Below are 22,883 nucleotides of genomic sequence, written 5' to 3'. Positions count from 1 at the left end.
CGCGATCGTTGCTGCCATGCTCTTCCGTGTTCTGGGGCCGTTGGAGGTGCACGGCCGCGACGGCGAGGTACACCGGCTCGGCCACGGCAAGGCCGCGACCGTGCTGGCGACGCTGTTGCTGCACCCTAACGCGTGGGTCAGCAGCGCCGAGCTGATCGACGCGACATGGCACGAAGCGGCCGCGCCGCCCGCCTCCGCCGAGGCGAACCTGAAGACATACGTGTGGCGGCTGCGGCGGCTGCTGCCCGTGCTCGTCCCCGACGAAGGCGAGCCGAGGATCGAGAGCGCGCCGGGCCGGTACCGGCTGCGCCTGCGGCAGGGAGAGGTGGACGCGCACCGGGCCGCCGAGCACGCCGCCGCGGCAAGGGCGGCGGCCGAGACCGGTGAGCTGACGGCCGCGGTCGGCGCGTTCGAGGCGGCGCTCGCGTTGTGGCGAGGACAGCCCTTCGAGGGCGTCGCGGGTGCCGACTGCGAGGTGGGCAGGCTCGTCGAGCTGCGGCACCAGCTGCGTGAGGAGCTCGCCGAGGCGCAGCTCGCGCTCGGCCGCACCGCCGAGGCCGTGCACACCCTCAAGGCGCTCACCGAGGACGATCCGTTGCGCGAAGGGCCATGGGCGAGCCTGGTGCGCGCACTGCACGCGCTGGGCAGGCGCGGAGGCGTTGCGCGCGTACGGCAGGGCGAGGCACGTGCTGGCCACCGAGCTCGGGGTGCGTCCAGGCCGGGCGCTCGCCTCGGCGTACCGGGACGCGAGCGGCGAGACCTGCGGGCCGCGCCGGGAGATGCCCCGCGACCCGGCACACTTCACCGGCCGCGCGGCCGAACTCGCCACGATCCGCCGGGCACGCGACGGTGTGGTGCTGGTGGACGGCCTTGCCGGTGTCGGCAAGACCGCCCTCGCGGTGCACGCGGCACACGGCCTTGCCGACGCGTTTCCCGACGGTCAGTTCTTCGTGGACCTGCGCGCGTATCGGGACCCGGCCGACGTGCTCGCCCGGCTGCTGCGCGGCATCGGCACCCCCGGCACCGGGGCCGCTCCGGGCGAGCTGGCCGCGCTGTGGCGCTCGGAGCTGGCGGGACGCCGGGTGCTGCTGGTGCTCGACGACGCCGAGGGCGGCGGCCAGGTCGAACCGCTGCTGCCCTCGGGCAGCTCCAGCCTGACGCTCGTCACCACCCGCCACCGGGACTGGCACGTCGACGGCGCCGTCCGGATCGGCCTGCGCCCGTTCGGAGAGCAGGACGCGGCGGCGTTCTTCCACGCGGCGGCACCGGAGGGGTTCGCCCGCGACGACGTGACCGGGTCCGTCGGGTCGATCGTCCGCCAGTGCGGTGGGATACCGGCGGCGTTGCGGGACGTGGCGGCAAAGCTGCACACGCGTCCCGAGTGGACACCGAGCTCGCTCGCCCACGAGTTCCGCGGCGGCGCGTGCCGGGTGCTGGCCTGCGGTTACCGGCGCGCGCTGGCGAGTGTCCTCGCGGCGCTGCCCTCGGCCGTGCGCGCGGCGCTGTCCGCGCTCGGCGAGCTGCCCGACGAGTTCGGCCTGACCACCGCGGCCCGCGCGCTCGGCAGCACGGCAGAAGCCGTGCGACCCACCCTGGAGGCACTCGTGGACGTGAGCCTGCTCGACGCGCTGCCGGGTGAGCGCTACCGCGGTCACCGGCTCGTTCGCCACTACGCACGCTGCCGGACCTGCGCACCGGCCGGTCTCGGCACCCCCGCGGTGCGGGTGGCGTGAGGGAACCGGCCATGACCGCGCAGCAGCAACAGCAGTCCGTCGCCGCGGAGGCCCGGCCGGTGGCCGCTCCGGGTGCCGCCGCGCGGCCCGTCGCGACCGTCGCGGCGGCCACGCGGACCGTCGCGGCGCGACCGCGCCCCTCCACACCACAGCCGAAGACCGAGCGGCGGCCCCAGACCCGGAACGACTCCCCGGCACCGGAGACCGTCCACACCGGACTTCCCGCCGAACCACCGCGGGAGCGGCCTCGGCAGCGGGAGTCCCTCGACCTGCCCGTGCTGCGCATCGTGTGCTGGCAGCTCGCGCTCGTGCTGGCGTTCCTCGCGATCGGCAGGCCATGGCCGGTGGTGACGGCACTGCTGCTGGCCTCGGCGACACTGCTGTCGTGGACCGCGCTGCGGTACCGGGGCCGCTGGCTCTCCGAGGAGCTGACCGAGCGGGCGCGGTTGCTGCTCCGGCGGCGTCAGCGCGACCTGCCCGACGCCGAGGCCGGTCACCTGCTGCTGCGGGCACTCGCGCCCGGCTCGGCCGCGCGAACCGTCGAGCTCGCCGGGACGTCCTCGGGCGTGGTGAGCCGCACCGAGGAGCTCGTCGCCGTGCTGCGCCCAGTCGACACCGGTCCGGCCGTGCTCGCCCAGCTCGCGCTGTCCGGGGCACTGCTCGCGGACACCGGTGAGCCCTCCCCCGCGCTGCCCGCGATCCGCCTGCAGCTCGTGCTGCACCGCGGTCCGCAACAGACCGACCACACCCGCGCGTGGCTGGCCGTGCGGGCACTGCGCGAACCGAACTTCGCCGACGACGCCGAGCTGCTCGTCGCGCTCAACAACACCGTGCGCAGGCTGCACCGCAAGCTCCGCAGGGCCGGGCTCGGCGCGACCGCGCTGACCGAGCCCGAGCTGCTCTCGACGCTGGTCGCGCTCACCCACACCGGCCCGGGAAGGGGCACGATCCGCGAGGAGCGGCGGCACTGGCGGGCAGGGCCGATCACACAGGTCGGCATCCGGCTGACCGGCCTCGGAGCACGCCCGGTGCAGGCCAGGATCCAGGCGCTGCACCGGTTGCTGGCCGCAGTGCCCGGCACCGCCTGCACGATCGCGATCACCGCGCCCGAGCACGCCGCCGTGCTGCGGATCGCGGCCACCACCGACGCCGCGGCCGACGCGGCCGCCGAGCGGCTGCTGCGGATGCACCTGCCAGGACTGCGGCTCGAACGAATGGACAACCAGCACGCACCGGCCGTGGCCGCGTCGTTGCCGATCGGAGGGAACCCATGATCACCCAGTCCCCGCTCGACCGTCGCGAGGCGCCGCCCCGGCTTCCGGTCCTCCGTGGACAGTCGGCGTGCCCGCTGGCGTCGCGGCACGCGCGGGTGGCCGCGAAGCTGGCCTCGGCACAGCGAGAGGTGCTGGTCGTCAGCCCGCTGTCCGGCACGCCCGGCGACCCGGTCGCGACGTTCCGCCGGATCGACCACGCCAACCTGCGGCGCGGGGTGCGCTACCGCGTGTTGTTCCCCGACCACGCGCGCACACTGGCCGAACCCGCGCGGCGGCTCGGACACCTCGCACGGGCGGGCGCGGAGGTCCGCACGATGCCCGCGGTGCCCATCGAGGCGCTGGTGGTGGACCGCGCGGTCGCCGTACTGCCGAGCGGCGACGACCTCGCCGTGCTCCAGCTGCCGAGCGTGGTCGAGACGGTCACGGAGCTGGTCGAACGCCTCTGGCCCTCGGCGGTGCCGGTGATCCCCGGCGACCCACCGCAGGCTGGCGGACCGGCCGCCCGCGACCGCGAGCTCCTCACGCTGCTCGCCGACGGCCGCACCGACGAGTCGGCCGCGGCCGCGCTCGGCGTGTCCGTGCGGACCGTGCGCCGCATGGTGTCGAGCCTCATGAACCGCCTGGGCGCGCGCAGCCGGTTCCAGGCGGGCGTCAAGGCCGCCGACCGCGGCTGGCTGAGCGAGGGGGCGAGCCGATGACTACCACGACCGGGCGCACCGTTCTCGTGGCTCCGGGCAGGCACGGCGCCTACGCCACCATCGGCGATGCCGTGCTCGACGCTCCCGACGGCTCGTGCGTCTCGATCACCGCCGGCACCTACGCGGAGACGCTGGAGCTCGTCGGCCGCGAGCTCACCCTCCGCGCGGCCGACGACGCCGAGGTGGTGCTCGACGGCACCGGCGCCGACGTGCCGGTGCTGCTCGCGCGCGGCGGCGGGCTCGCCGTGCACGGGCTCACGGTGCGCGCCGGGGACACGGCGGCCGTGCAGGCCGAGAACGCCGAGCTGTCACTGACCGGCTCCACCGTGACGGCGGAGCGGGGCCCCGCCGTGACGGTGCGCGGCCCCGGCCCGCTGACGATCAGGGACGTCACCATCACGGGGGCCGAGCACGGGCTGGTGCTGGAGGGCACGTCCGGCGTGGTGGAGAACGTCACCATCGACAACGTCGCCGCCGATGGGCTGATCGTCGGGCTCGGCGCCGACCCCGTGCTGCGCTCGTGCACGGTGAGCGGGTGCGGGCAGCGCGGGCTCTACGTCTACCAGCACGCGCGGCCGACCGTGGAGAACTGCCGGATCTCGCGCACGGGCCAGGCCGGCATCGTGGTGGCCCACCGCAGCGAACCCGTGCTGCGCCGGACGTCCGTGCGTGACGCGCATGGCGTGGGCATCGACGTGGGACCGAACTGCGGCGGCCTGATCGAGGCGTGCGACGTCGACAACACGGCCGAGCCCGCGATCCGGCTCGACGCCGCGGCGACCGCGGAGGTCGTGGCCGAGCCCACGAGCGTCCTCAGTGGATCGAGCCCGCTGGACGCCCTGCTCACGGACCTCGACGGCATGGTGGGGCTGCCCGGCGTCAAGGCCGAGGTGCGTTCACTGGTCGACGAGATCCAGGTGAACTCGTGGCGTTCGCGGGCGGGCCTTTCCACCGGCGCGCTGAGCCATCATCTGATCTTCGCGGGCGCGCCGGGCACCGGTAAGACCACGGTCGCGCGGACCTACGGCAAGCTCCTGCGCGAGCTCGGTGTGCTGCCGAAGGGCGGGTTCCGCGAGGTGTCGCGAAGGGATCTGGTCGGCCAGTACATCGGCCACACCGCTGAGAAGACGGCGGTGGTGTTCGAGGAGTCCCTCGGCGGCGTGCTGTTCATCGACGAGGCCTACACGCTGTCCCGGCAGTCGGGCAGCGGCGGCGACTTCGGCCAGGAGGCCATCGACACCCTGGTGAAGCTGATGGAGGACCACCGCGAGGAGATCGCGGTGATCGTCGCGGGCTACACCGCGGAGATGCGGCAGTTTCTCGCCGCGAACCCCGGCCTGTCGTCGCGGTTCGCCAAGACGATCGAGTTCGAGAACTACACGCCGGAGGAGCTGGTGGGCATCATCGGCCGGATGGTGACGGCGGGCGACTACGAGCTGGACCCGCAGTCCGGTCCCGCCCTCGCCGAGCACTTCCGGCGGATCTCGGCAGATCCCGGATTCGGCAACGCCCGCGACGCGCGGCGGCTGTTCGAGGTGATGCGCAAAGCCCAGTCGGGCCGTCTGCGCAGGCTGGGCCGCATCCCGGACGCGACCGAGCTCAGGGAGCTGCGCGCCGACGACGTCCTGAACGCGATCCAGTCCTCTTGAGACCGCAGTGAAGGCCACCTTCACTGCGTTCAACGCAGGCAAGGTGGCCTTCACTGCGGCCGAATCCAACACTGCGGCCAAGCCCGAGCCACGAGACTTGCTTGTCATCGAATCCTCATGCGGGTGGCGAGAAGGTGGGAGGCGAGCCACAGACGGGGAGGAACCGCCATGATCGCAACCCAGCCGACCAGGGTCGCCGTGCTGCACCGCCACTCGGCGCCGCTGTCCACCCGCGCCAGGGTCGAGGCGACGCTGGCCTCGGCGAAGCGCGAGGTGCTGGTCGTCTCCAGCCTCACCGACACCGTTCGCGGCCGGCTTCCCCTGCTGGGCAAGGGCAGCCCGAGGCCGGGGGTGCGCTACCGAGTGCTCGTCCCTGACGAGGCGCGCACGATCCCCGCGATGGCCATGCGGCTGGGGTCCCTCGCGCTGGCCGGGGCCGACGTGCGCACGGTGGCCGACGCGCCCGCCGACGCGGTGGTGATCGACGGCGAGCTGGCCGTGCTGCCCGGTGAGCCCTCGGATCTCGCGCTGTTCCGGCTGCCGAGCGTGGTGAACACGATCGTCGCCCTATTCGAACGGGTCTGGCCCTCGGCGGTCCCGTTCGTGCCCGGCGGCCTTCCGGAAGAGGCGGAGCTGACCGAGCGCGAGCGGGCGATGCTGACGCTGCTCTCGGCCGGCTACACCGACGAGGCCGCCGCGGCGAGCCTCGGCGTCTCGGTACGGACGGTGCGCCGCCTGGTGTCCGGCCTGATGAGCCGGCTCGGCGCGCGCAGCCGGTTCCAGGCGGGCGCCAAGGCCGCCGACCGGGGCTGGCTCGCGGACCCGGCCTGCTGAACGGCCGAACGGGTTCGGTGCCCGCGAGCCACACCGGTTCCCACCTCAGAGCCCGGCGAGGTCTTCCAGCAGCGTCGCGGCGAGCTCCACGTCCGCGCTCAGCCTGCGATCGCTCATCTCGGCGCTCAGCTTCCCCGCGGCGAGGTCGTAGGCGGTGCGCAGCGGAGTCGCCGCCGACGGGACGACGTCGCGCTGACGTAGCGCCCGCACCGCGGTCACCAGCTCGCAGGCGAGCACGAGTCGCAGTGCCGTCAGTGAGCGCAGGGACTGCCTCGCCGACTGGAACGCGAAGCTGGAGTGCTCCTCGAGTCCGCGCGACACCACGGCGTTGCCGAGCCCGGCGGGCGCGGCGAGCGCCCGCACCTCCGCGAGCGCGGAGTTGGCGCTGTACTCCAGGATCATCACGCCGGAGCTGCCGCTCTCGCCGTGAGCGAGGAACGGCCGCAGCCCGGTGAACCGCGGGTCCAGCAGCGCCGACAGCCGGGCCGTCGACAGGTGCGCGGTGTCCAGCAGCGCCAGGCGAAGGCCGTCGAGCGTGTGCCGCAGGTACGCGCAGTGGAACCCGCCGTGGTGGTACGCGGTGTCGTCTTCGGCGGAGATGAGCGGGTTCTCCGCCGCCGCGTTGATCTCGACGCCGATCACTGTGGACAGTTGTGCGGCGGCGTCGAGAGCGGGTCCGTGGATCTGTGGGAAGCACCGGAAACCGAACGGGTCCTGCAGGCGCGCGGGTGGGCGCGCCGGTGCACCGAGCAGGGCTCGCATTCGCGCCGCGGCCTCGACCTGCCCCGCGTGTGGCCTGCTCGCGTGCACGCGTTCGGCGTAGGCCTCGCGTGAGCCGTCGACAGCGAGGAACGACAGTGCCGCCACCGCGTGGGTTGCGTCCAGCAGCCGCCGCGCCTCGTGCCAGGCGAGCGCGGCGATCCCGATCGTCAAGGCGTTGCTGCTGATGAGCGCCAGCGCGTCACCGGAGTCGAGTGCGATCGGCTCCGGCCCTGCTGACGTCCCGAGCCACGGCAGCTCGCCGAGCAGTGCCAGTCCGGTCTCGGAGAGCGCGGTGAGATCGCCCGTGCCGATCGCGCCGAACTCGTGCACCGCGGGATAGCTGCCCGAGTTGAGCGCGTCCGCGAGCGCGTCGGCGACACCGGGACGCAGTCCGGCTCCGCCCGCGAGCACCTGGTTGAGGCGCACGACGAGCATCGCCCGCACCTCCTCCTCGGCGAGCAGGTCACCGACCCCGCCCGCGTGGCTGCGCAGCAGCCGGACACCGTGGCCCTTCTTGGCGTCGGCCCCAACGGCTTCCACGCGGTTGGCGCCGACGCCCGTGGTGCGGCCGTAGACGGGCCCGCGAGTGACCAGCCGCTCGGCGGCGGACCACGCCACCTCGGCCGCGTGCCTTCCCGCGTCGGCGATCAACACCCTGGCGTGCCCCCTGGCCACCTGGATCACCTGGTCACCGGTCAGCGACCGGCCGTCGAGCACCACATCCCGCGTCGTCGTGTCCAAAGCCATGCCCGGTTTGTACCCGGAACCGTGTCCGCTGGGACCCGGTCCGAGACCGGAAAGCGTCTGGTCACCGAGACAGGAGACGGCCGAGGTCCCGTGGTCCCCACCGCAGGTTGGTGAGCGTTCGCTGATCCCCGCAGGGCGGCTTCGCGTCACTGCTCCGGGTGCAGCATCAACAGCACGGCGCGGTTGTTCCGGTGGTGCCCCTGATAGGTATGCGGGTGGGCGGCGTCGAAGTGGACTGAGTCGCCCGCGGCCAGTTCGATCGGGGACTCGGCCGGGCCGGTGGTGACCCGTCCCCTGGACAGCACGAGGCACTCGTGCACTCCGGCCAGGTGGGCGTCCGAGTTCTGCACCGCTTGGTCGATCTCGATGTCGTAGACCTCGACGGTGCCGCGCAGCCGGATGCGGTGCAGTAGCCGCGCGCTGACCGCGTCTCCTCGGACGTGCGGGCGGTCGTCGTCGGCACGGACCACCTCGACAGTGGGCGATCCGGTGTCCAAGAGCTCCCCGAGCGACACCCGCAGCGCGGTGGCCAATGCCCACAGTGTGCTCAGGGTCGGGTTGGCCTGGCCCAGTTCGATGCCGTGCAGAGTGGTCTTGCTCATGCCGGCGGCCGATGCCAGGTCGGCAAGGGAGATCCCCGCCTGTATACGCAGTCTGCGCACGTTCGCGCCCACCGCTTGCGCCAGTTCCATGCGTACCAGCATAGTGGGTAGCACGTACCAGTGAACTGAACCAGTGAGGAGTGTCGTCATGACCGTGACCCGGCTGCGCGAGATCCCCGGCATCGGGGTGGACGTCATCGGTGACGCGGCCGACGCGCTGGCCGATCCGGAGCTGCTACGGCTGGAGAACCTGGACACCGACATCCGGCCGCCGCGGCTCGCGGTCGCGGCGACCCGGACCGCGGTCGACGATGACGACGCCAACAGCTACCTCCCCTTCCAGGGGCATCGTGGTCTGCGAGAGGCCGCCGCCGCGCACGTCGGGCGGCTCGCCGGCCGCGCCTACGATCCGGACACCGAGTGCGTGAGCGTGGCCGGTGGGCTCAACGGTGTGCTGAACACCCTTCTGGCCACCGTGGAGCCGGGCCAGGAGGTCGTGCTGTGCGACCCCGTGTACGCGGGACTGGTCAACCGCGTTCGCCTGGCCGGCGGCATACCGCGGTTCGTTCCCGCCGAGCCCTCCGCCGACGGCTGGGTGGTCGACCCGGACCGCCTGGCCGCCGCCGTCGGCCCCAACACCGCGGCGGCGCTCATGATGGGGCCGGCCATGCCCACTGGCCTGGTGCTCGACGACCGCCACTGGTCCGCGCTCGCCACGGCGTGTGAGCGGCATGACGCGTGGTTGATCTACGACGCCGCCATGGAGCGCATCCGTTTCGACGGGCGGCCACCCGACCACCCCGCAGCGCACGACGGGCTTGCCCACCGGGTGATCACCATCGGCTCCGCCTCCAAGGAGCTGCGGATGATCGGCTGGCGGGTGGGCTGGGTGGTCGGCCCTGCCGACATCCTCGCCGACATCCGCCTGGTGGGGTTGACCAACGTGGTGTGCCAGGTGGGCCTGGCGCAGCAGGCCGTCGCGGCCGCGCTGAGCGCTCCGGACGCGGACGCCGATGTCGCCGCGGCCACCGCGGAATGGCGGCGCCGCGCGGTGAAGATCGTGGACCAGCTGGCCGGTTATCCGGTGGTGCGACCGCACGGCGGGTGGTCGCTGCTGGTGGACACCAGGCCGCTGGGAATCACGCCGGGGCAGCTGTCGGAGCGGCTGCTGCGGTACGGCAAGGTGGCCGCCACGCCCATGACCGGATGGGGCCCCAGCGGGGATCACTACCTGCGGCTCGTGTTCGCCAACGAACCGACCGACCGCCTGGCCGATCTGGCCGAGCGTTTCCGGGCGGCGATCGGCTGATGATCGCGAGCGCACGGACCAGAAGGTGGAACGGCGATCCACAAGCTCCAAAGTAGAGGGAGAGGGCGGCACAGGAGGATCACGGTCGCCCGGGCCTGGGTCACGGGTTCGGCCGTTCCCGGACCGGAGTCGTCGGCGTCGTCGGCGCAGCGGCGCTTGGCGGCCTGGGCCGGCTGGGTATGGCCGCGGCTGCTCCCCGTGGCGACCCCGCCCAGGCGTGTCGATCAGGGCGCTGCCACCGGAGCCACCTCCGGATCGCCGACGGGCTCCTCTCGGGCGGCGAAGACCCATGTCCACGACATCGCTGCTCCTTCGTAACCTCGTGATGTCCCCTTACCTGATTTCAGGATCTAGCGCTCAGCCGCCGAACGGTACGGGTTTTCTCCCGTCGTCGGCGCGAGAAAATACGGGAGTCGAGTTGGTTGGACGTCGGGGACGGCCGGCGGCGGACCGGCGTGACAAGGTCGCCGTCCTGCTGCTGAACATCGCGACCAGGGAGATCGACGCGTTCCTCGCCGGGGAGAATCCCGGAGGAGCGCCCCCGCTGCCGAAGGTGCTCGGGCACCTGGACCCCAACGCCATTCTGGTGAAGGCGGGCTACTCGCCCGACAACCGGATGATCACAAGCCGGTGGGGATCGATCGACGCGTTCCGCGCGGATGCCGCCGTGTGGGCACTGGCAAGGAACGACCGGCCCTCCGAGCCACTGCCCGTCCGGCTGGCGACCGGCCTGACCGACGGCGTTGACCCGAGGCGTCCGGTGGACGCCGCGATCAGGACCGCCGACACCCTGCTCGGCGAGTTGGTGGCCGATCCGCGCTCTTACCTGATCGCACATCTCGCCCCGCTCCTGAAGGATCACCCGGAGGGCGGGGGTACCGTCGCGGAAGGGTTGCGTGCGGAACAGCGGCACTGGACCGACGCCTACGCCCAGCTCATGGAGCTGACGGGAGTGCCGCTCCGTGCCGGCTGGACACCCGAGCGGGTCACGCTGACGCTGCAGGCCATGATCACCGGATTCGTCATCCACCAGCGGGTGCAGCCGGACGACTTCGAGTACGCACGCACCAGCAGTTACGACAAGATCAGCCTCTTCGCCGACTCGGTCATCACTTTCGTACTGGGAGTCCTCGACTTCGACGCCGACGGAAGGACGCCACGCGACGTACTTGCCGAGCGCTGGTCCTCATAGCGGCAAGCGCGCGGTCCCCGGCGAGACGTGCACGTTCCTGCGCGGTAGTGCTAACCTCGAACGAAATCCATCAGCTTTGTAGATTGTCAGCCAGACTGACGATTAGGGGAACCGATGAAACTTCCTTCGGGTGCGGAAGCATCCGTCCGCGTGGGCCTCGTGGCGATGGGTGTGATCACCGCGAGCCCCGCGTTGGCCCTGCTGGACACGTACACCCTCGAATGGACATACGGAATCACCGATCCGGACGCGATGACACAGGCTCTGCTGCAGCATCGCGGCATGCTCCAGTTGCTGCTGGGTGGCGCGCTGGTGTGGGCGGCCTTCTTCCGGCCTGCCCGGATCCCCGCGGCGATCGGTGCCATCGCGGGCAAGGTGACGTTCCTGTCACTGATCCTCCCGGATCCGGGCTTGCGTGCCGACCTCGCCACGTTCAGCACGGTGTTCGACCTGGCGTGCATCGTGTTGCTCGCCGCGCTCTGCGTATGGCAGTTCACCACGTCGCGGGCCCGCCCCGTCCTCGGCTCGCACCAGGAGGCGGCGTGATGGGACTGCTCACCTCGGCGAGGATCGTTGCCGTCGCCGTCAGCGTGCCGACGTTCGGCGTTCTGTTCCTCAACGACGGCTTTCGCGCGGACAACCTCTTCCTCGTGCCGGATCTGGTGCTGTGCGCGCTCCTGCTGGTCGGCGCTGTGCTGCCGACGCGCACGGCGCAGCCGGTGCTCACCTTCGGGTTCGGCTTCGCTGCGGGCGTGATCACCACCGCGGTGTTCTCCTATGTGGCCAGGGGGGCGCTCGACGAAGGTCTGCCCACTGTGGTCGTCGCGTGTGCGTGTGTGGTCATGGCGACGCTGCTCGCGCGCCGCTCTCGGCTCCCGGCCTGGCGCGGCGCGGCCTCATGAACTGGTGGAGCGGCCGGCGTGGCACAGTGCTGCGCCGGACCGGGATCGCGCTCGGTTCGGTGGTGTTGCTCCTCGCGGTCGCCATCGGCGCGTTCTTCCTCGTGCGTAATCCCCCCGTGGAACCCTTCGAACCAGTGGCGTGGGATCCGCCGGACGGCTTCTCCGTCGACTCCGGCCGGATCGACAGCGCCACAGCCGGGACACTGCGTCCTCTGGGACGGCAGTCGTTCAACGGTCCGGAGGACATCGCCGTCGACGGCAGCCAGCGGGTCTATACGGGCACGCGCGACGGCCTGATCATGCGAACGGAACCGGGCCGAGACCGCGCCGAGGTCTTCGCGAAGGTAGGTGGCAGGCCGCTCGGGCTCGCCTTCGATCACCATGGCCGGCTGCTGGTGGCCAACCACGGTGTCGGCCTCCAATCCGTCTCGCCAAGCGGGAACGTCACCCTGCTGGCCGATCGCGCCAACGGCGAACCCATTCTGGCGGCCAACGACCTGGTCATCGACTCTGCCGGGATCGTCTACTTCTCGGATTCGAACTCCAAGTACAACAGTGCCACTCTGGGTGGCCTGCCCTCGTATTCCCTGTACGACTTCCTCGAGGGCCGTCCGCTCGGGAGGCTGCTGAAATACGACCCGCAGAGCAGGCTAACGACGGAACTGCTTACGGACCTGTACTTCCCGAACGGCGTCGTGCTCACCGGTGACGGGCGTGCCGTGCTGGTGGCGGAGTCCACGCGTTACCGCATCTCCAGATACTGGCTCTCCGGTTCGCGCGCGGGAGCGGCGGACGTTCTCGTCGATGGGCTGCCGGGCATATCGGACGGCTTCACCAGCACCGGCGACGGCAGGTTGCTGTTGCCGATGTACGAGCGCATCCCGTCGCTCGACCGTTACGTGCTGCCCAGCCGGTTGATGCGACAGGCGGTGGTGCGGATGCCGACCTCCGTGCTGGTCGGCGAGGAACCGCTGTCCGGATGCGTGCTGGTGCTCTCCGAGGACGGTCGCGTGCTGAGCCAGGTCACGGGGATCCACCCGGCCCCTACCAACATCGTTCCCTACCAGCAGGGGTGGTTGCTCGGCTCACTGGTCGGCCAGCCCATCCGATGGATCGCGGATCCGGGCCACAGTGGACGATAACGGAATCGGCGATCACGGATGTCCACTGTGTCCAGTAATCACGACACCGCTTCGGCGGCAGGTTCCGGCGCACAGGCTTGGCTGGCGTCGAACAAGCGGCTGAGCAAGGTGTGGAGCTGCGCTCGCTCGGCTGGAGCAAGCGGCTGGAGCAGCTCTTCCTGTGCCCGCAAGAGCTTCTTCGTCGCCTTGGCGTACGCGGCCTTGCCGTTCCTGGTTATCCGTACGACGTGCTTGCGCCGATCGGACTTACTACGCTCACGGGTGGCGTGGCCGAGCTGCTCGAGCTCGTCCAGCACAGCGACCATGGTGGTGCGGTCCAGGCCGGTGCGCGCACACAGCTCGGCCTGGGACAACGACTCGCCGTGCAGGAAGCCGAGAACGCGCACCTGCCGGGTGTTGAGCCCCAACGGAACCAGCGCGCGTTCGAAGGCGGGAACGGCCATCCCGGCCACCTTGATGATCAGGTACCCGGTGTGGTCGTCCATGTGCTCGATGCGAGCCCGCGAGGTCATGGTGCAAGTGTAATGACTCGGCCCAGGCCGAACCCGGAGCCGGCGATCCCCATCGCGGCGCAGACGAGCGCGCAGCCGAGGTGGCGGAACCAGAACGCCGTGCGGCGCGTCCACAGTCGCGGGACGCCACTGCACGGGCAGAACGGACAGGACGATGACAGGCGAGATGACTGATACCGACGGCCCGCCCCGGCGCCTGGGTGAGGTCGTCGCCGGACTTCGCGTTCGTGCCGGTCTCACCCAGCGCCAGCTTGCTGATCTCGCGGGCTTGAGCCTCGCCGGTCTGCGAGATGTGGAGCAGGGCAGAGTGGTGACACCCCGTCCGGCCAACCTGCGCCGGCTGGCGGCTGCCTTGGGGCTCTCCCACGACGAAGCCGAGGATCTCGTCGAGCTGAGCCGCCGAGGGCAGCCCGCCGAACAGCACTTCCGGATCCGGGTGCTCGGCCCGCTCGCGGTCACCGTGAACGGCGTCGAGGTGGACCCTGGCCCGGCTCGGCAACAGGCGCTGCTGGGGCTGCTCGCGTTGACTCCCAACGTGCCGGTCAGCCGCGACGCCTTGATCGAGGCCGCCTGGGGCGAGCGGAGGCACGGCAACACGGTCAGCCTCGTGCAGACGAGTATGTCGCGGCTGCGGCAGCGGCTGGTGCCGAAGCAGCCGGGAAGCGACAGGGCGAAGGTGCTGACCGCTAGCCGTGGTCGCTACCGGCTCACCGTCACGCGCGAGCAGCTCGACCTGCTCGAGTTCCGGCACCGGGCGGCTGAGGCGAGGCAGGCGCGCAAGGCGGGCGACGCGGCTCGCGCGTGTGTCCTGTTCCGCAAGGCACTGAGTCTGTGGCGGGGCGAACCGCTGGCGAACCTGGAGACCACTCGCGTGCAGCCGCTGGTGACGGCACTGGTGGAGGAGTGGAAGACGCTGGTCGTGGACTACGCCGAGACCGCGACCCAGATCGGCTGCTACGACGAGGTCCTGCCGGAGCTCCGGCGGCTCGTCGGGGACGACCCGCTGCACGAGGTGGCCACCGCGCGGCTCATGATCGCGCTGGCCGGTAGCGGGCAACAGGCGGCCGCGCTGAACGCGTTCGACGAGGTCCGGCGCCGGCTGCGGGAGGAGCTCGGCGCCGACCCCGGTCCCGAGCTGACCGAGGCACACCAGCGCGTGCTGCGGCAGGACGTGGTCAGGGCCGACCCGACCGGCGCCGACCCGGTGACGGCGCACCGCCAGCTGCCGCCGGACATCCTGGAGTTCACCGGACGGGAGGCCGAGTTGTCGGAGTTGCGTGCCGGCCTGCCGGCTCCGACACGAGGCGACACCGCCGCGGGCATCCTCGTGCTGCAGGGCATGGGTGGTGTCGGCAAGACGCGGCTGGCGGTGCACCTCGCCCGGCAACTGCTCGCCGAAGGCCGCTACGCCGACGTACAGCTCTATGTCGACCTGCGTGGGCATTCTGACCAGCCCCCGGCGGACCCGTCGACCGTTCTGGACTCGTTCCTTCGGCTGCTCGGGGTGGCCGGTGAGTCCGTGCCACGCACGCTCGACGAGCGCTCCGCGCTCTACCGCAGTCTGCTGCACGGCAGGCATGCCGTGGTGTTGCTGGACAACGCCGCGAGCGAGGAACAGGTGCTTCCGCTGCTTCCGGCCGGACCCACCAACCTGGCGATGGTCACGAGCAGGCGCACGCTCGCGCTGGATGGCTCTCGTACCGTGACGCTGGAAGGCTTTCCCCTCCCCGATGCCGAGGCTCTGCTCAGGCGGATCGTCGGGCAGCGGGTTGCCGACGACCCGGCGGCCACCAGGATGGTGGTGGAGTTGTGTGGCCGGCTGCCGTTGGCGCTGACCCTCGCGGCCCGCAGGCTCCAGGCGAGGCCGGCGTGGCGGTTCGCCGACGCCGCGGCCCGGCTGCGTGCGGCCGGGGACCGGCTGGGAGAGCTGGCAGCGGGCAGCAGGCGCGTCCGAGCCGTGTTCGACCTGTCGTACCGAGCCCTCGACCCGGAGGCGCGACGAATGTTCCGCCTGTTGGGTCTGCACCCTGGCGAGGACTTCGCCGCCGCGTCGGCCGCGGCGCTCGCCGGCGTGAGCCCCGCGGTAGGCGAAAGAATCCTCGATCAGCTCGCCGACGAGCACCTCGTCACGTCCGCCCCGGCCGGCCGGTACCGGCTGCACGACCTTCTCCGGGACTACGCACGCGACCTCGCCGAGCGAGACGGTGAGCGAGCGTGCCGGGAGGCGGTCCGGAGAGTCGTGTACTGGTACCTCCACGCGGCGGACGCCGCCAACAAGCCGCTGAGGAAGCCCAACGAGGAGGAGGTCCTGCCGTCCGGTGCGGGCGAGCCGCCAGGGCTACCCGTTTTCCCCGACAGCGCCTCGGCGTTCGACTGGTTCCGCGCCGAGCAGGGCGCCCTCACCGCCACGACCGCACTGGCGTGGGAGTACGGGCTGCTCGAAGCGGCGTCGCAGCTGCCGGCGGTACTGCGGAACTACTGGGAGCGGGCCAGCGAGTGGGATCACTGGATCGGCGGGGCCAGGGTCGCGCTCGCCGCGGCCCGGCTCGCCGGGGACCGCACCGCGGAGGCGAGAACACTCAACGACCTCGGCTGCGCGCTGAGCCAGATCGGCAACCTGGAAGAGGCCGTCGACATGCTCACCAGGGCGTGCGACCTGCGTGCCGCGCTGGGTGACGAACGTCGGCGGCTGGGCCCGTTGCTGAACCTCGCTGTCGCGGTGGCCATGTCCGGTGACCTCCACCGGGCCATCCGGCACATGCGTGAGGTGCTGCCACTGGCGCGCAAGGTCGGTGACGTCTACAACGAGGCCTGGCTGCTCAACAACCTGGCGCACGCGCAGGCCCTGGCGGGCATGCACGAGGAGGCGATCGGGACGTACCGGGCGACCCTCGCGCTGGGACGCGACTGCTCGGCCGATCCGGTCGGCGTCGCGCAGACGTTGGGCGGATTCGGCCAGGCGTTGCTGAGCGCGGGCGAGCACGACGAGGCGATCGCGGTGCTGCGGAGAGCGTGCGCGATCTACCGCCAGGAGAACTGCACCGCGTTCCTGCTGGAGGCGCTGGCGACGCTGGCGGCGGCACTACGCGAGATCGGCGACGAGGTCGGCGTCAAGGAGTGCGAGGTCGAAGCACAGGCCATCGTGGACGGTCTGGGCCCCTACGCCTACGCGCCGGTTTCTCACGCGCCGCTCCCCTGACCACCCGGCCCCGTCAGCGGCAGTGCCTTCCATCCGGTGGTGCCGAGCCGTTGCGCCCGCCTCGCCGGAGCACAGTACGAGAACAGTAGTACTGGGGAGCTCGTCGACCGACGGTGCCCCTGAGCTGCCGGTTCAGCGCCGTCAGCTCGGCCGGGACGACGCCGCTGCCGGCAAGCCCTCTCGGCAATGCTGATCCCCCGAGGGACGATGTCCGGCCCCTGCGCCGGCTGTGGTGCCGGCGGTCGGGGCCGTCCGCGAATCGTCACTCGAACTTCAGGTTGCCTTCGCGTTCGGCGAAGGCTCTCCGGTGAACGGGACTGCAGGAGGAATCGAAGCGGTGATCGTCTGGTCTGGATGGGGAATCCTTGCGCTGGTGTTCGCCATGCTCGGCGCGATGGTGGGCACTCTCGCCGGATTGGCCGTCGGTGTCGTCGCGGAGCCCACCAACTTCGGTACGGCATTGGGACTCGCCGCGGCCGCGGTGGCGATCTGGTTCGTTGGCCGGCGGCTGAACCGTCCCAAACCGGGTTTCGACGAGCGGACGGGTGAACGGGTGATGCTGGGCGGCCGGCACAAGTTGTTCTTCGTGCCGATGCAGTACTGGGGGCCCGCGGTCGGCGCGCTCGCGGTGTTGGCCGGGGTGCTGGCGATCTAGTGCCCCGGCCGCTCACGGCGCGCCGGTTGATGGCCGTGCTGGTCCTTCACCGAGCGGCCGCGCGCGGCCTACGCCTCTGGATGGTGGCGGCTGGTCGCCGCACTCGATGGGAGTCACCCGCGGTCCGGATCACGGACGCCCACCGTTCTCCTTCGGGGCCTCTCTTTGTTCAGGTTTGTCCGGAAAAGTCGCTTCCTGCCGGCCACCGAGGCCGGCATCTCCCCGGCAAACTCACCGGAGGTCAGCAGAGTTGAGGTCCCCATCACGAGAGCGCAGCATGCTCCGCATCGCCGTGGCAGCCGTCGCGACCGTCGCGGTCGCGGGGTCCACTGCCGCGATCGTCGTCGCTCCCGGCGCGCTCGCGGCTGCCCCGAAGCCGGCCACGTGGAATGAGACCGCCTACCGCGGCCACGTCGAGGTGATCCGAGACAAGGGTCGCCAGGCCGATCGTTCCGTACTGACCGGCAAGGTCTTCGTGGACCGCAACCGCGACAGCGTCAGCGATCCACAGGAACGCGGCCTTGGCGGGGTACTGGTGTCCAACGGCCGAGACGTCGTGACCACCGACTCCCACGGGCGCTACCGGCTGCCCGCCTTCGACAACATGACGGTGTTCATCACCCAGCCGTCGGGCTACCAGGTGCCGGTGGACGAGTCCAACGTCGCGCAGTTCCACTACAACCACCTGCCAGAGGGTTCGCCGGACCTGCGCTATGGCGGCATCGCGCCTACCGGCCCCCTCCCCGCCGAGGTGAACTTCCCGGTGGTGAAGAGCCGGCTCACGCAGTCTCAGGAGCAGCACTGCGTGATCGCGGGCGACCTGCAGACCTACGACAAGGAGGAGGTCGGCTACGCCCGCAAGGGAGCGATCAACGACCTCGCCGGGCGCACCGACTACCAGGGCTGCGGCACCCTGTTCATCGGCGACGTGGTCGGCGACGACCTTTCGCTCTACCCCGACGTGAAGGAGCTCACCAGCCTGACCAACGGACCGGCGCGGTTCCTGCCCGGCAACCACGATCTCGACTTCGACGCCACCACGCCTGAGCACTCGTTCGACACCTTCCGAGCCCAGCTCGCGCCCGCGTACTACTCCTACGACATCGGCAACGTGCACGTCGTGGCACTCAACACGGTTCGCTACCCCTGCACGCCTGATCTCGACAACGCCGACGGCCTGCGCCCCACCTGCGACGATCCGGTGAACCAGCCGCGGTACAACGGCCGCCTCGACGAGAACCAGCTCGCCTGGCTGGAGCGCGATCTCGCCAAGGTCGACGACAACAAGCTCGTGGTCATCGCCAGTCACGTCGGCCTGCTCAACTTCGCGGACGAAGGAAGCCCGATCCACCAGGTCGACCAGGTCCGTGAAGTGCACGAACTGGTGAAGGGCCGCAAGGCCGTCGCGGTCGCCGGGCACAGCCATTCGATCGAGAACATGAAGACCGGCGATCTCGTCAAAGGCTGGCGCGATCTCTTCGGCATCAAGGGCCTCCCATTCCCTCACATCACGGCGGGTGCGATCTCCGGTGACTGGTACTCCGGCTCGCTCACGGAAGACGGCTATCCCGTCGCCGTCGGCCGCGACGGTGGCCGGCCCGGGGTGCTCACGCTCGACATCAAGGGCAACTCCTTCAAGGAGCGCTACACGGTCACCGGTCAGAGCGACCAGGTCCAGACACAGCTGGGCATCAACAGCCCGACCTACCGCGAGTGGTACGTCGCACGGCAGGCCTGGAACCGCACCCGCGACGGGGCCGCGCCGCAACTGGCAGACCCCCACGTGGTGACCCGGGCCGACCTGAACGGGCGGACCTGGATCACCACGAACTTCTGGATGGGCTCGACCGGCTCCACGGTCAAGGTCAGCATCGACGGAGCCCGTGCCCAGCACGCGGTCCGCACCCAGCAACTCCGAGGTGAAGACCAGCTCGTCGGCCCCGAGTGGTCGGACCCGCACGCTGCCGCACAGCAACTCGTCAACGGCGGCAGCCTGGCAGACCGCACCATGCACCTGTGGCGGTTCCAGCTGCCCACGGACCTCGCGCCGGGCGCGCACCGCGCCGTGGTCACCGCCACCGACTCCTACGGCCGCCAGTTCACCGACGTCCTCGACTTCCAGGTCGTCGAACAGCGATAACCGCGTCGTCGCCGGTCCGGGGCCGTCACCGCACGGTGGCGGCCCCCGACCCGTGCGCGGCGGGCACGTCGGGAGTGGTCAGGAATCAAGAAGCCCGGTGACCGGGCCGCGCCTAGCGTTACCGGCATGACTTCCATCGACACCATCACCCTCGAGGTGGCCGACGTCGCGGCCGCCGAACGTTTCTACGCCGCCGCGTTCGGGCTGGGCCACCGCCTGAACCTGCGGGCCGCTCAGGAGCCGACAACCGGCTTCCGCGGGTTCACGCTTTCCCTGATCGTTTCCCAGCCCGCCGATGTCGACGTCCTGATCGGTGCCGCGCTCGACGCCGGTGCCACGACGCTCAAGCCCGCCGCGAAATCGATGTGGGGATACGGCGGAGTGGTACAAGCCCCGGACGGGACGATCTGGAAGATCGCCACCCCGGCGAAGAAGGACACCGGCCCGGCCACCCGGCGGATCGACGACATCGTGCTCCTGCTGGGAGTCGCCGACGTCGCCGCGAGCAAGCGGTTCTACCGGGACCGGGGCTTCACCGTGGCCAAGAGCTTCGGCCGCATGTACGTCGAGTTCGCCGCCGGGTCCGGCTCCGTGAAGCTGGGACTCTACCGCCGCCGCGCCCTCGCCAAGGACGCCGGCGTCGACCCCGAGGGCACCGGGTCGCACCGGATCGCGGTCGGCGGCGCGGCCGAGCCGTTCACCGACCCGGACGGCTTCGCGTGGGAACCAGCCTCCATGGCATCCCTGTCCTGAGTTGCTGTCCACAGCCGACGAAGACGGACAGCAGAGCCACGTGCCCGCGGACATCGACCACAGGAGCCTCGGATGTGTCACCCCTCGTTGGCGCACGCACTCACCGCGGCGCGGCGCCTGAGCGACCTCACGCGCCTGCGCCGCGTCCGGGACCGGATCGACCGGGAATACGCGCAGCCACTGGATGTCGAGGCGCTGGCCCGCGGTGAACACCTGTCGGCCGGGCAGCTCAGCCGCCAGTTCCGGCTCGCCTACGGGGAGTCTCCGTACGCCTATCTGCTGACCCGGCGTGCCGAGCGGGCGGCGGCGCTGCTCCGCCGTGGTGATCTCAGCGCAACCGAGGTCTGCTTCGCGGTCGGCTGCTCGTCGCTGGGCACGTTCAGCACTCGCTTCACGGAACTGGTCGGTGTGCCGCCCAGCACCTACCGGCGCCGGACGACGCCCGCCACCCCGGGGATGCCGTCATGCGTGGCGAAACAGGTGACAAGGCCGGTCAGAAACCGGTCTGCCCGCCTCGCAGCGTATCCGGGGTGAGTGCCGCACCATCGCCCTGAGGACGGCCAGGGCAGCTACGGCTGGATCCCGCCGGCCAGCGCCGACCTCGACAGCGCCTTTGGCCAGGCGCAGGCCGCGGGACGTCCGCTGAAGGGACTGTCCCCCGCTGAGCGACCCGAGTTCGTCCAGCACGTCCTTGGCGGGGAGCGAAACAGTCCACATTGGGTAGCTGGTGCCGTGCGGTGCGCGGGCATCGTTGCCGCGGAGCGTAGTGTTGGTCGAGTCGTCGCCTGGTCTGCCCGCGGTGCCGTCGAAGCTACGAGCGCGCCCCAGTCACGCAACGACCGGCGCAGGAGAAGGAGTCAACGTCCATGCCGACGACAGAGGCGAATGTCATCATGACCGAACCGGTTGCCGGTGTCACTTGTGCGGCGTGCTCGCACCGATGGGACGCGCACGATGCGATCGGACTCAGGTTCTGTTCCGCGACAGCTGAGCAGGGGCTGAGCCGGGGATGCGTCTGCGTCGGCGGCGCCGCGAACGAACCACGGACGCCTTCCGCGGGTTAGTCACGCCGGTCGCGACAGGGACCAGTCCGGGTGGCTTCGGTTGAGCCGACTGTGGCTTGTGGACTTTCTGGCGCTGCCACCGGTCGGTGCGGCATCCGGTCCGGCCCCGGACGCTGGTCCCGGGTGAACAACAGGACCGGCCCGCGATCGGTCCGGCCCCCAGACGAGCTCGGACCGAAGGGCGTTCGGACCGTGTTCGCGGCCGGCGCGACGCCGAAGATCGGCTCATGCCGGTGGAACGGCGTAGTGTTGGTGGCGCCGGGAGTTTCTCGCGCATCGTCAGCTTCGTCGATGCCGTTGCCGGTGACAACAGCGTCGGCCGGTTCGCCGGCTGGAGACGGGAGCGCCGACATGCCGTTGGGCTCGCACGATCACCGCGCACGCCGAACCGGCGGGGCCGGTGCCGGACGGCAGCCTTTGCGGTTGGCCCTGAAACCGAGGGCCGCGGCGATGGGAATGGTCGACGGCGCCTGGTGGCCCCGATCATGGGAACCGGTGGCCGAGTTTCCCGCGATGATCGCGGGCATCGAGTGGCGGCTCGGACGTGCGGCGAGGATCGCGTTCAACGCGGACGCCTGGGCCGAGGCGCCGCGTCGCCTGGTCGTCGACGGACAGCCGGTCGAGCTGGAGGGCTTCCGCTCGCTGGACGAGCACACCGTGCTGGTTTCGGGGCACGGCTGGCATCGCATGGTGTTGCTGGTGATTCCACCGGAGACGAGCGAACGTGCTGCCGCGGCAGCGTTGGAACGGGCGGCCGACCCGGGAAACACTGAACAGGCCACGCAGATCCTGTTCCGCAGTGGGGCCGATTCCGGCTTCGCCGAGGTGACAGTGCCGGTCGCCCGCACCGGTGCGGGCGCGGCCCGGCCACGCTGAGAGACACCGGATCGCTCCAATCCGCCGCCGATCCCGGCAAGGCGGGTCCTTATGCGCACGAACCAGGAGACAACGATGACCTCGAGCACGGCTTTCATCTCCCGCTACGACCGCCGCGTGACGCGCGCGCAGGAGGTGTTGAAGCAACACACGAAGCTGACCGACGCGGAATGCCGCGAGATCGCGGTCCAACTGCTGCACACTCTTGACACGATCCCGGAGAAGGTGCGGTAACACTGGTGACGACGCGGCCGAAGGCGCGAGGGGGCCGCCGGTGACCGGCGTGCCGACGACAATGAGGCCTCCCGCCACGTACGCTGTGCGCATGAGTGATGACGCCACGACGGCGTCGCTACGCCGGGGCCTCGCGGGTTACCTGCGCGCGGTGGCCGATGCGCTGGCGGTGCCTGCCGAGGCAACGTCGTTCGAGATCAGCGACACGGTGTCCGCCTACCTCGGTCTGTCCCGAAGGTGGGGCCAGCGGCCGCGGCACGACCTGATGCTGGTATGGAACGAGCGACACGGCTGGGCGCTGGCGGTCGAGACGGAACCCGGCGAGCCGACCACCGTGGTCGGCTATCTGGCCAGTGACCAGGTAGCCCCCGACCCGGCCGTCGTCGCCCGCTTTGTCACGGACGTGCTCGCGGGTCGCCGAACCGCCGCCCGGAGACCGGACTTCCCGACCACGGCCGCCCGCGATCAGCTCGCCAACGAGCTCGCCCGGTACATCTAGGGTGCGTCGACGGCGCCCATCAGCGGCCGTGGGCGATCTGTCCTAGCCTGAAACGGCAACGGAATCGGCGCTGTGGAGCCCGTGCTCCCGCCGCGCGACAACCCCAC

At 71.1% G+C, this 22,883-nt stretch carries 22 protein-coding genes and 1 pseudogene; 20 read left to right on the top strand and 3 right to left on the bottom strand.

The window, feature by feature from the left end; translation table 11 throughout:
- Nucleotides 1-16: 16 nt before the first annotated feature.
- The 6 genes and pseudogenes from FCN18_RS40830 to FCN18_RS09515 all read left to right on the top strand — a co-directional run.
- A pseudogene (locus FCN18_RS40830) lies at nt 17-683 on the top strand (AfsR/SARP family transcriptional regulator); the annotation flags it as partial.
- Between the two features lie 3 nt (nt 684-686).
- Nucleotides 687-1,733 carry an AAA family ATPase gene (locus FCN18_RS09535; RefSeq protein WP_158303080.1) on the top strand — a complete coding sequence of 349 codons (1,047 nt, stop codon included), beginning with the start codon at nt 687-689 and terminating at the stop codon, nt 1,731-1,733.
- Between the two features lie 11 nt (nt 1,734-1,744).
- A complete protein-coding gene (locus FCN18_RS09530) occupies nt 1,745-3,007 on the top strand; it encodes a type VII secretion protein EccE (protein WP_206077852.1) in 1,263 nt (420 codons plus the stop codon).
- A complete protein-coding gene (locus FCN18_RS09525; protein ID WP_112271465.1) occupies nt 3,004-3,705 on the top strand; it encodes a helix-turn-helix transcriptional regulator in 702 nt (233 codons plus the stop codon). The genes FCN18_RS09530 and FCN18_RS09525 overlap by 4 nt, the downstream gene beginning before the upstream one ends.
- Complete coding sequence (locus FCN18_RS09520) at nt 3,702-5,354, top strand: right-handed parallel beta-helix repeat-containing protein (RefSeq protein WP_137094512.1); 1,653 nt, start codon at nt 3,702-3,704, stop codon at nt 5,352-5,354. The genes FCN18_RS09525 and FCN18_RS09520 overlap by 4 nt, the downstream gene beginning before the upstream one ends.
- Nucleotides 5,355-5,522: 168 nt before the next feature.
- Nucleotides 5,523-6,188: a helix-turn-helix transcriptional regulator gene (locus FCN18_RS09515; protein WP_112271461.1), complete on the top strand. Its 666-nt coding sequence runs from the start codon at nt 5,523-5,525 to the stop codon at nt 6,186-6,188.
- A gap of 45 nt (nt 6,189-6,233) precedes the next feature.
- On the opposite strand, the gene FCN18_RS09510 is transcribed toward FCN18_RS09515, so the two are convergent.
- Nucleotides 6,234-7,697: an aromatic amino acid ammonia-lyase gene (locus tag FCN18_RS09510; protein WP_112271459.1), complete on the bottom strand. Its 1,464-nt coding sequence runs from the start codon at nt 7,695-7,697 to the stop codon at nt 6,234-6,236.
- A gap of 146 nt (nt 7,698-7,843) precedes the next feature.
- On the bottom strand, nt 7,844-8,389 hold the full coding sequence (locus FCN18_RS09505; protein ID WP_113641629.1) for a helix-turn-helix domain-containing protein: 546 nt from the start codon (nt 8,387-8,389) through the stop codon (nt 7,844-7,846).
- A gap of 58 nt (nt 8,390-8,447) precedes the next feature.
- Between FCN18_RS09505 and FCN18_RS09500 the strand changes: the two genes are divergently transcribed.
- The 5 genes from FCN18_RS09500 (at nt 8,448) to FCN18_RS09480 (ending at nt 12,844) form a co-directional block, all read left to right on the top strand.
- Nucleotides 8,448-9,608: a pyridoxal phosphate-dependent aminotransferase gene (locus tag FCN18_RS09500; RefSeq protein WP_137094510.1), complete on the top strand. Its 1,161-nt coding sequence runs from the start codon at nt 8,448-8,450 to the stop codon at nt 9,606-9,608.
- Nucleotides 9,609-10,026: 418 nt separating this feature from the next.
- A complete protein-coding gene (locus FCN18_RS09495) occupies nt 10,027-10,800 on the top strand; it encodes a hypothetical protein (RefSeq protein ID WP_112271453.1) in 774 nt (257 codons plus the stop codon).
- Nucleotides 10,801-10,914: 114 nt separating this feature from the next.
- On the top strand, nt 10,915-11,346 hold the full coding sequence (locus FCN18_RS09490) for a hypothetical protein (protein ID WP_112271451.1): 432 nt from the start codon (nt 10,915-10,917) through the stop codon (nt 11,344-11,346).
- Entirely contained in the window at nt 11,343-11,702 is a 360-nt protein-coding gene (locus FCN18_RS09485; RefSeq protein ID WP_137094508.1) for a hypothetical protein, read from the top strand. The genes FCN18_RS09490 and FCN18_RS09485 overlap by 4 nt, the downstream gene beginning before the upstream one ends.
- Nucleotides 11,699-12,844, top strand: coding sequence for an SMP-30/gluconolactonase/LRE family protein (locus FCN18_RS09480; protein ID WP_113641601.1), 1,146 nt, complete (start codon nt 11,699-11,701; stop codon nt 12,842-12,844). Before FCN18_RS09485 ends, FCN18_RS09480 begins: the two co-directional genes overlap by 4 nt.
- 38 nt (nt 12,845-12,882) lie before the next feature.
- Here the strand turns inward: FCN18_RS09480 and FCN18_RS09475 are convergent, their stop codons facing one another.
- Complete coding sequence (locus FCN18_RS09475) at nt 12,883-13,356, bottom strand: MarR family winged helix-turn-helix transcriptional regulator (protein ID WP_137094506.1); 474 nt, start codon at nt 13,354-13,356, stop codon at nt 12,883-12,885.
- 166 nt (nt 13,357-13,522) lie between these two features.
- On the opposite strand from FCN18_RS09475, the gene FCN18_RS09470 reads away from it, so the two are divergent.
- From FCN18_RS09470 to FCN18_RS09440, 9 genes are all read left to right on the top strand, one after another.
- Nucleotides 13,523-16,555, top strand: a complete 3,033-nt coding sequence (locus FCN18_RS09470) for a BTAD domain-containing putative transcriptional regulator (RefSeq protein ID WP_158303079.1) — start codon at nt 13,523-13,525, stop codon at nt 16,553-16,555.
- A gap of 232 nt (nt 16,556-16,787) precedes the next feature.
- Entirely contained in the window at nt 16,788-17,210 is a 423-nt protein-coding gene (locus FCN18_RS09465) for a hypothetical protein (protein WP_199542592.1), read from the top strand.
- A gap of 277 nt (nt 17,211-17,487) precedes the next feature.
- Nucleotides 17,488-19,350: a calcineurin-like phosphoesterase C-terminal domain-containing protein gene (locus FCN18_RS09460; RefSeq protein ID WP_206077851.1), complete on the top strand. Its 1,863-nt coding sequence runs from the start codon at nt 17,488-17,490 to the stop codon at nt 19,348-19,350.
- 126 nt (nt 19,351-19,476) lie between these two features.
- Nucleotides 19,477-20,103 carry a VOC family protein gene (locus FCN18_RS09455; RefSeq protein ID WP_113641604.1) on the top strand — a complete coding sequence of 209 codons (627 nt, stop codon included), beginning with the start codon at nt 19,477-19,479 and terminating at the stop codon, nt 20,101-20,103.
- Nucleotides 20,104-20,175: 72 nt separating this feature from the next.
- On the top strand, nt 20,176-20,637 hold the full coding sequence (locus FCN18_RS09450; RefSeq protein ID WP_137094502.1) for a helix-turn-helix transcriptional regulator: 462 nt from the start codon (nt 20,176-20,178) through the stop codon (nt 20,635-20,637).
- Between the two features lie 332 nt (nt 20,638-20,969).
- Nucleotides 20,970-21,167, top strand: a complete 198-nt coding sequence (locus FCN18_RS40825; RefSeq protein ID WP_199542594.1) for an RGCVC family protein — start codon at nt 20,970-20,972, stop codon at nt 21,165-21,167.
- Between the two features lie 423 nt (nt 21,168-21,590).
- On the top strand, nt 21,591-22,043 hold the full coding sequence (locus FCN18_RS09445; RefSeq protein ID WP_206077850.1) for a DUF5994 family protein: 453 nt from the start codon (nt 21,591-21,593) through the stop codon (nt 22,041-22,043).
- Nucleotides 22,044-22,118: 75 nt separating this feature from the next.
- Nucleotides 22,119-22,277, top strand: a complete 159-nt coding sequence (locus FCN18_RS39470; protein ID WP_170200527.1) for a DUF6307 family protein — start codon at nt 22,119-22,121, stop codon at nt 22,275-22,277.
- A gap of 91 nt (nt 22,278-22,368) precedes the next feature.
- Complete coding sequence (locus tag FCN18_RS09440) at nt 22,369-22,776, top strand: DUF6292 family protein (RefSeq protein ID WP_113641606.1); 408 nt, start codon at nt 22,369-22,371, stop codon at nt 22,774-22,776.
- The last annotated feature ends 107 nt before the right edge of the window (nt 22,777-22,883 follow it).

Source organism: Prauserella endophytica, from assembly GCF_005146945.1.
Taxonomy (GTDB): domain Bacteria; phylum Actinomycetota; class Actinomycetes; order Mycobacteriales; family Pseudonocardiaceae; genus Prauserella_A; species Prauserella_A endophytica.
This window is presented reverse-complemented; position numbering and strand designations above follow the sequence as displayed.

Excerpts from the sequence above, each read along its gene's own strand:
- FCN18_RS09460 (WP_206077851.1), top strand. The coding sequence starts at position 17,488 with ATGCTCCGCATCGCCGTGGCAGCCGTCGCGACCGTCGCGGTCGCGGGG.
- FCN18_RS09520 (WP_137094512.1), top strand. The coding sequence starts at position 3,702 with ATGACTACCACGACCGGGCGCACCGTTCTCGTGGCTCCGGGCAGGCAC.
- FCN18_RS09500 (WP_137094510.1), top strand. The coding sequence starts at position 8,448 with ATGACCGTGACCCGGCTGCGCGAGATCCCCGGCATCGGGGTGGACGTC.
- FCN18_RS39470 (WP_170200527.1), top strand. The coding sequence starts at position 22,119 with ATGACCTCGAGCACGGCTTTCATCTCCCGCTACGACCGCCGCGTGACG.
- FCN18_RS09515 (WP_112271461.1), top strand. The coding sequence starts at position 5,523 with ATGATCGCAACCCAGCCGACCAGGGTCGCCGTGCTGCACCGCCACTCG.
- FCN18_RS09450 (WP_137094502.1), top strand. The coding sequence starts at position 20,176 with ATGTGTCACCCCTCGTTGGCGCACGCACTCACCGCGGCGCGGCGCCTG.
- FCN18_RS09455 (WP_113641604.1), top strand. The coding sequence starts at position 19,477 with ATGACTTCCATCGACACCATCACCCTCGAGGTGGCCGACGTCGCGGCC.
- FCN18_RS09530 (WP_206077852.1), top strand. The coding sequence starts at position 1,745 with ATGACCGCGCAGCAGCAACAGCAGTCCGTCGCCGCGGAGGCCCGGCCG.
- FCN18_RS09505 (WP_113641629.1), bottom strand. The coding sequence starts at position 8,389 with ATGGAACTGGCGCAAGCGGTGGGCGCGAACGTGCGCAGACTGCGTATA.
- FCN18_RS40825 (WP_199542594.1), top strand. The coding sequence starts at position 20,970 with ATGCCGACGACAGAGGCGAATGTCATCATGACCGAACCGGTTGCCGGT.
- FCN18_RS09440 (WP_113641606.1), top strand. The coding sequence starts at position 22,369 with ATGAGTGATGACGCCACGACGGCGTCGCTACGCCGGGGCCTCGCGGGT.
- FCN18_RS09470 (WP_158303079.1), top strand. The coding sequence starts at position 13,523 with ATGACTGATACCGACGGCCCGCCCCGGCGCCTGGGTGAGGTCGTCGCC.
- FCN18_RS09490 (WP_112271451.1), top strand. The coding sequence starts at position 10,915 with ATGAAACTTCCTTCGGGTGCGGAAGCATCCGTCCGCGTGGGCCTCGTG.
- FCN18_RS09525 (WP_112271465.1), top strand. The coding sequence starts at position 3,004 with ATGATCACCCAGTCCCCGCTCGACCGTCGCGAGGCGCCGCCCCGGCTT.
- FCN18_RS09510 (WP_112271459.1), bottom strand. The coding sequence starts at position 7,697 with ATGGCTTTGGACACGACGACGCGGGATGTGGTGCTCGACGGCCGGTCG.
- FCN18_RS09475 (WP_137094506.1), bottom strand. The coding sequence starts at position 13,356 with ATGACCTCGCGGGCTCGCATCGAGCACATGGACGACCACACCGGGTAC.
- FCN18_RS09480 (WP_113641601.1), top strand. The coding sequence starts at position 11,699 with ATGAACTGGTGGAGCGGCCGGCGTGGCACAGTGCTGCGCCGGACCGGG.